This is a genomic window from Paraburkholderia strydomiana (assembly GCF_031456815.1).
Taxonomy (GTDB): Bacteria; Pseudomonadota; Gammaproteobacteria; order Burkholderiales; family Burkholderiaceae; genus Paraburkholderia; species Paraburkholderia caledonica.
This window is the reverse complement of the sequence record NZ_JAVDVL010000038.1, coordinates 1-4,853: the sequence shown is the minus strand read 5'-3', so window position 1 is coordinate 4,853 and position 4,853 is coordinate 1. Positions and strand designations below refer to the sequence as shown.

Below are 4,853 nucleotides of genomic sequence, written 5' to 3'. Positions count from 1 at the left end.
GTTCGCACCTTCGACGAATCGACCCATCTCCGCCTCTCGCGCTAAAAGGTTGATTCAGTGTAGGTGATCGGCCGGGTTTTGACACGGCCTCGGCCGACGCCGGCCCGACGCAGTCAGGCGGGCGTGGGTCGGCCATTGATCGACCGCATCGGGCGGCGGTCGACCGAGGCTGTGTGAAAACGCATTGATCGCCTAAACTGAATCAACGCGTTCGGGTCGGGGGATTCATGAAGCGATTCGTTGAAGGCGAAGACCGCAAGCAGGTAACGTTGTTGCCAGAATGTCTGGATGATTTCGTTGCCGATGATAACCCGGTGAGGATCATCGAGGCCTTCGTCGAAGAGCTGGAACTGGAATCGATGGGTTTCGAAGGTGTCACACCGTCGACTACAGGTCGCCCCTCCTACCATCCGGCAGTGCTGCTGAAGATATACATCTACGGCTATCTCAACCGGATTCAATCGAGTCGCCGCCTGGAGCGTGAATGTCAGCGCAATGTCGAGCTGATGTGGCTCACAGGCCGACTGGTACCAGACTTCAAGACGATAGCTGACTTTCGACGGGACAACGGCACCGGCATCCGCAACGTCTGCCGCCGGTTTGTCGTTCTTTGCCGTGATCTGAAGCTCTTCTCGCAGGCACTGGTTGCTATTGACGGAAGCAAGTTCAAGGCATCGAACACTCGCGACCGTAACTTCACAACGGGCAAGATCGACAAGCGGCAGCAGCAGATTGAGGAGAGCATCCAGCGCTACCTGAGTGCATTGGAGACGGCTGACCGGACGCAGCCACCCGAGCTTGAAGCGAAGACCGCGCGGCTGCAGGAGAAGATCGGTCAATTGCGCGATCAGATGCATCGCCTCGAACAGATTAAAGAAGAACTCAAGACGCAACCGGATGGCCAGCTCTCGCTGACTGACCCTGATGCGCGCTCCATGGCGACGAGCGGCAGGGGCTCGGGCATGGTGGGCTACAACGTGCAGATGGCCGTAGAGGCAAGGCACCACCTCATCGTTGCCCACGAGGTAACAAACTCCGGCCACGACCGGTCGCAGCTCAGTCCGATGGCGCAAGCTGCTCGTGATTCCATGAGCAAGAGAAGATTGAAGGTCATCGCCGACCGGGGGTACTACAGCGGCCCACAGATAAAAGCTTGTGCAGATGCAGGCATTGCCGCCATTCTGCCGAAGAACCTGACATCAGGTGCCAAAGCCCATGGTCGCTTCGACAGAGCGGACTTCATCTACATTGCCCAGGATAACGAATACCTTTGTCCTGCTGGGCAGCGCGCGATACACCGCTTCGCCCGTGAAGAGCATGGCATGCAACTGCATCGTTACTGGAGCAGTGCCTGTCCTCGCTGTGAAATCAAATCACAATGTACTCCGAGTGACTATCGACGAATCACGCGATGGGAACATGAGCCTGTACTGGAAGCTGCGCAGAAGAGACTGGACAGGATGCCGGATGCGATGATGGTGCGCAGGCGAACCGTTGAACATGTCTTCGGAACGTTCAAGCACTGGATGGGCTATACGCACTTCCTGACGCGCAGGTTATCCAATGTCAGTACTGAGATGAGCCTGCACGTGCTGGCGTATAACCTCAAGCGCGTGATGGCGATATTGGGATTCTCGCGAACCATGAGGGCCGTGCGGCTGGTGGGTGCGTGAGGCACCTGGGCCTTCCAACATATGCCGTGAAACGGCTTGCGTTGAAGTAGCGCAGCCACCCAACATCTCTCAGTTGATCGATTGATTCCGAGGGCGCAACGCGGCTATATAGTCGTCGAATCGGATTTTTTGCACGTCAAATCTGCGTTTCGGGTTTCCACACAGCCTCGACCCGGAGCGGTCCGTCGACTTTCTCGGTAGCGGTCATTCGTTGTTGGGTTTGGGCGTTGGTATGATTTTGATTTGCTCGAGAAGAAACGAGGTTGAACAACGAATGAGACTCGACATCGAGGGCAAAGCGGCCATCACCGCGCCTACGTACACACAGATCGCTCGTGAGCTCAAGTCGCTGCGAAGCTACGGCAAGTCGTCTTATGCGTCATTGACTGACGATGCAGGAAACTACGTGCAGGTAGCCGGCGGCGGTGTAAGCTGCATGATCGAGCGCTTCGAATTCGGCGGAGAACGATGGAGAGGGTTCCACGATAAGCCTTCGCCGGTACGCCCGGACGGCACGATCCTCGTCTTCCGAGCGGGCAACATCCCGATGCGCTCCGACGAATGGTTCGTGGCCGATCAGGTCGTGGAAGTATTTCTGGCGTTCCTTGGTGGCGCACCGTACCCGCCATTTGTTCACTGGCGGTTAGCGCCAAGCTTGCGAGCCTGAGACGGAATCGAGCCGCCACCGGAATCCTGCGGCGCGCATTATCGACAATCTTGACCCTGCCGTCGACTGACCGAAACTGGCCGGTTTTGGAATGCCGCGACATTCGACGCGGCGCGCCTCTGGGCCCAAAGAGTTAGATCATCGCGTCAGGCGAGGCTCGCCCGGCGGGCCAGCTTCTCTTCCAACCGGTTCTTCACGTCCGGCCATTCCGTATCGATGATGCTGAATCGCACCGAATTGCGTTTGCGGCCGTCGGGCATGATCCGCTCATGGCGTACGATACCTTCCTGCTTTGCGCCGATGCGCAAGATTGCCGCTCGCGATTTCTCGTTTAGCTCATCGGTGGTGAACTGCACCCGGACAGTCTGCATTACTTCAAATGCATGCCTCAACATGAGGTATTTCGCCTCTGTGTTCGCCGCTGTTCTTTGAGCGGACTGGCTCAGCCAGGTATGGCCGATCTCGAGCTTCCTGTTGGCGCTGTCGATCTTCCAAAAGCGCGTGCTGCCAACGATGCGTCCGCTATCACGAGCGATGACCACGAATGGGATGACGCGGCCTTCCTCATACCCGCGCAATGCCGAAGCGATGTATTCGTCGATAGTCGACTGTCCCGGCACAACAGTAACTTTCAAGTTCCAAAGCTGGCCGTCAGCAGCGGCATCGATCAGAGCGGCCGCGTCTGCGGGTTCGAGAATACGAAGTTGAACAGTGTTGCCAGAAAAGGTCAGTCTAGCTGCGTCGTTCATAGCCATTGGAAAGGTGTTGAGTCGGCGTTGCGTTTTAAGGCGCCCCCTGCTTGCGATGCAAGCGGTCGCGCGCCGGCGAGAGCAGAAGAATAGCGATTGTCAGCGATCCTGCACCGGCCGTCGACCGCCCGCTTGCGGCCGACTAGCGCCCGACGATCAAGCATGGCGATCGCGGCCGGCGCGGCCTCTCATGCAGAGGGCGTAAGGCGGACCCGTTGCTGCCAGTCGACCCAATGCGACATCTACGTCGGCTTTCAAGGTACAGCGGTCCTTCGTCGACCCGCATGAGCAGACGGGAGTTCGGCCAAAGCGGACGTCCAGTTCGGTCTCGCGCGACCGGTCGAAAGCTGCTGGAACGCTGACATTGCGGCCTTGCTGCTTTCTATAGATCATCATCGTCGGTGTCGAGCCGTCAGCGCCGACGAACCATCACTCAACCGTTTCGGGTGTGATCTGGAAGCTGTCAGCTTGCCTGACGATCGCAGGATCGGCCATAACTGCCGTCGCTACAGAGAGGAGCCGATGAAATAGTTGGCGTACCGCGATGATCCTGCCACCTCGGCGTACATTCTCCGAGCAGGGGATCCTTTCCGCGGTGGTCGGTCGATGCCGTGAACTCAAACCTCGCATAGAATGTCCGCTCGTTGCAGGAGGTACTGCCCGGCCAGACCTGCGCCGCCCGGACGTCGTCATCGTTTTCGATGTTCCTGGGAAGCATGAAGAGCCCGCGCTAGGCAACGGCGAGCACGACGGGTCCGAGCCTTTGTTCGGTGAGGTCCTCGTCCGCCTAATCCCCAGAGTGCTCGCAGCCGCGCGTCAAACAAGATGAGGTCTCTCATCCGGATTGTCGCGCCACAGCTCGCCGTGACTTGACCTTGACGTCGTGGTCGGAGAAGCAAGGTGCTGGCGCCTCATCGGTCCTCTTCGGGCACGGGAAAATGCAGCCAGAGATGGCGAAGCAGGATGTGACCTGGCGCTTCACCATTGCGTAGCATGAAGGCGCGAGCGTGCCGCGACAGCGCTACCGCGGGAACGCCCCCCTCGTCACTCACTCGCTCAATCGGTGCATACGGCGCAGCGGGGCCGGGCTCAGGGCTCCAAATTGCTGGCAGTGCGGTGCCAGGATCCGCTGCCTCGGGACCGATGACATAGGCTAACATGCCCGCGTGCGGCATGGCCCACGCATAGATGCCATCCTGAAATCGACGGACACCGTCCTTAACGTAGTCGTCCAGCGTACGACCGCGTCCGAGAATCTTGCACTCGAAGAACAAGGCGTTGTGATTGCTCGCCGGGCGCGAGGTCAGGCGAGGAAAGGTGAGATCGGGCCGCTTCTCCAGACGCTCGCCCGTGTGGTCATCGAGCTCTTGTCCTCGAATGGGGCACATGTAGGTGGCCGGACTGAAGCCAGCGACCTGCCCGCTGTTCAGCAACTCGCACAAAGCATCTTGAAGCATCGCAGTGATCTGCGGCTCCGTCCCACCGGTAAGCACTGCCTGGCAGCGCAGGTCCACCGTGATCTGCGACCATGCCCGCGCGATCGCGCGCTCAATGGTCTGTATCTGCTTGCTCGACCAAGCACTGAACGGAGGCGGAGGGCCCTGTGGCGCAGTGCCGAGATTGAGAAACATTGAACGGCTTGTTGATGTTCGTCCAAAACTGACCCACCGGGGATGCGGACAAAATCCTGGACTACTTTGGAGGTAGTCCATGTATTCATACGAAGACCGCGTTCGCGCGGTCGAGCTGTACCTGAAGCTCGGG

At 58.9% G+C, this 4,853-nt stretch carries 4 protein-coding genes; 2 read left to right on the top strand and 2 right to left on the bottom strand.

The features are described from left to right. Window positions 1-227: 227 nt before the first annotated feature. Together J2W46_RS34245 and J2W46_RS34240 are read left to right on the top strand one after the other, a co-directional pair. Entirely contained in the window at window positions 228-1,673 is a 1,446-nt protein-coding gene (locus J2W46_RS34245) for an IS1182 family transposase (protein ID WP_310360444.1), read from the top strand. Between the two features lie 274 nt (window positions 1,674-1,947). Beyond that, window positions 1,948-2,340 carry a hypothetical protein gene (locus J2W46_RS34240; protein ID WP_310360441.1) on the top strand — a complete coding sequence of 131 codons (393 nt, stop codon included), beginning with the start codon at window positions 1,948-1,950 and terminating at the stop codon, window positions 2,338-2,340. A 146-nt stretch (window positions 2,341-2,486) separates the two neighbouring features. On the opposite strand, the gene J2W46_RS34235 is transcribed toward J2W46_RS34240, so the two are convergent. After that, window positions 2,487-3,089, bottom strand: a complete 603-nt coding sequence (locus J2W46_RS34235) for a GNAT family N-acetyltransferase (protein ID WP_310360439.1) — start codon at window positions 3,087-3,089, stop codon at window positions 2,487-2,489. Window positions 3,090-4,000: 911 nt separating this feature from the next. Continuing rightward, window positions 4,001-4,720: a hypothetical protein gene (locus tag J2W46_RS34230; RefSeq protein WP_310360437.1), complete on the bottom strand. Its 720-nt coding sequence runs from the start codon at window positions 4,718-4,720 to the stop codon at window positions 4,001-4,003. Between the last annotated feature and the right edge of the window lie 133 nt (window positions 4,721-4,853).

Bases quoted from the DNA above. Each gene is read 5' to 3' on its own strand.
- J2W46_RS34235 (WP_310360439.1), bottom strand. From the start codon at position 3,089: ATGAACGACGCAGCTAGACTGACCTTTTCTGGCAACACTGTTCAACTT.
- J2W46_RS34245 (WP_310360444.1), top strand. From the start codon at position 228: ATGAAGCGATTCGTTGAAGGCGAAGACCGCAAGCAGGTAACGTTGTTG.
- J2W46_RS34230 (WP_310360437.1), bottom strand. From the start codon at position 4,720: ATGTTTCTCAATCTCGGCACTGCGCCACAGGGCCCTCCGCCTCCGTTC.
- J2W46_RS34240 (WP_310360441.1), top strand. From the start codon at position 1,948: ATGAGACTCGACATCGAGGGCAAAGCGGCCATCACCGCGCCTACGTAC.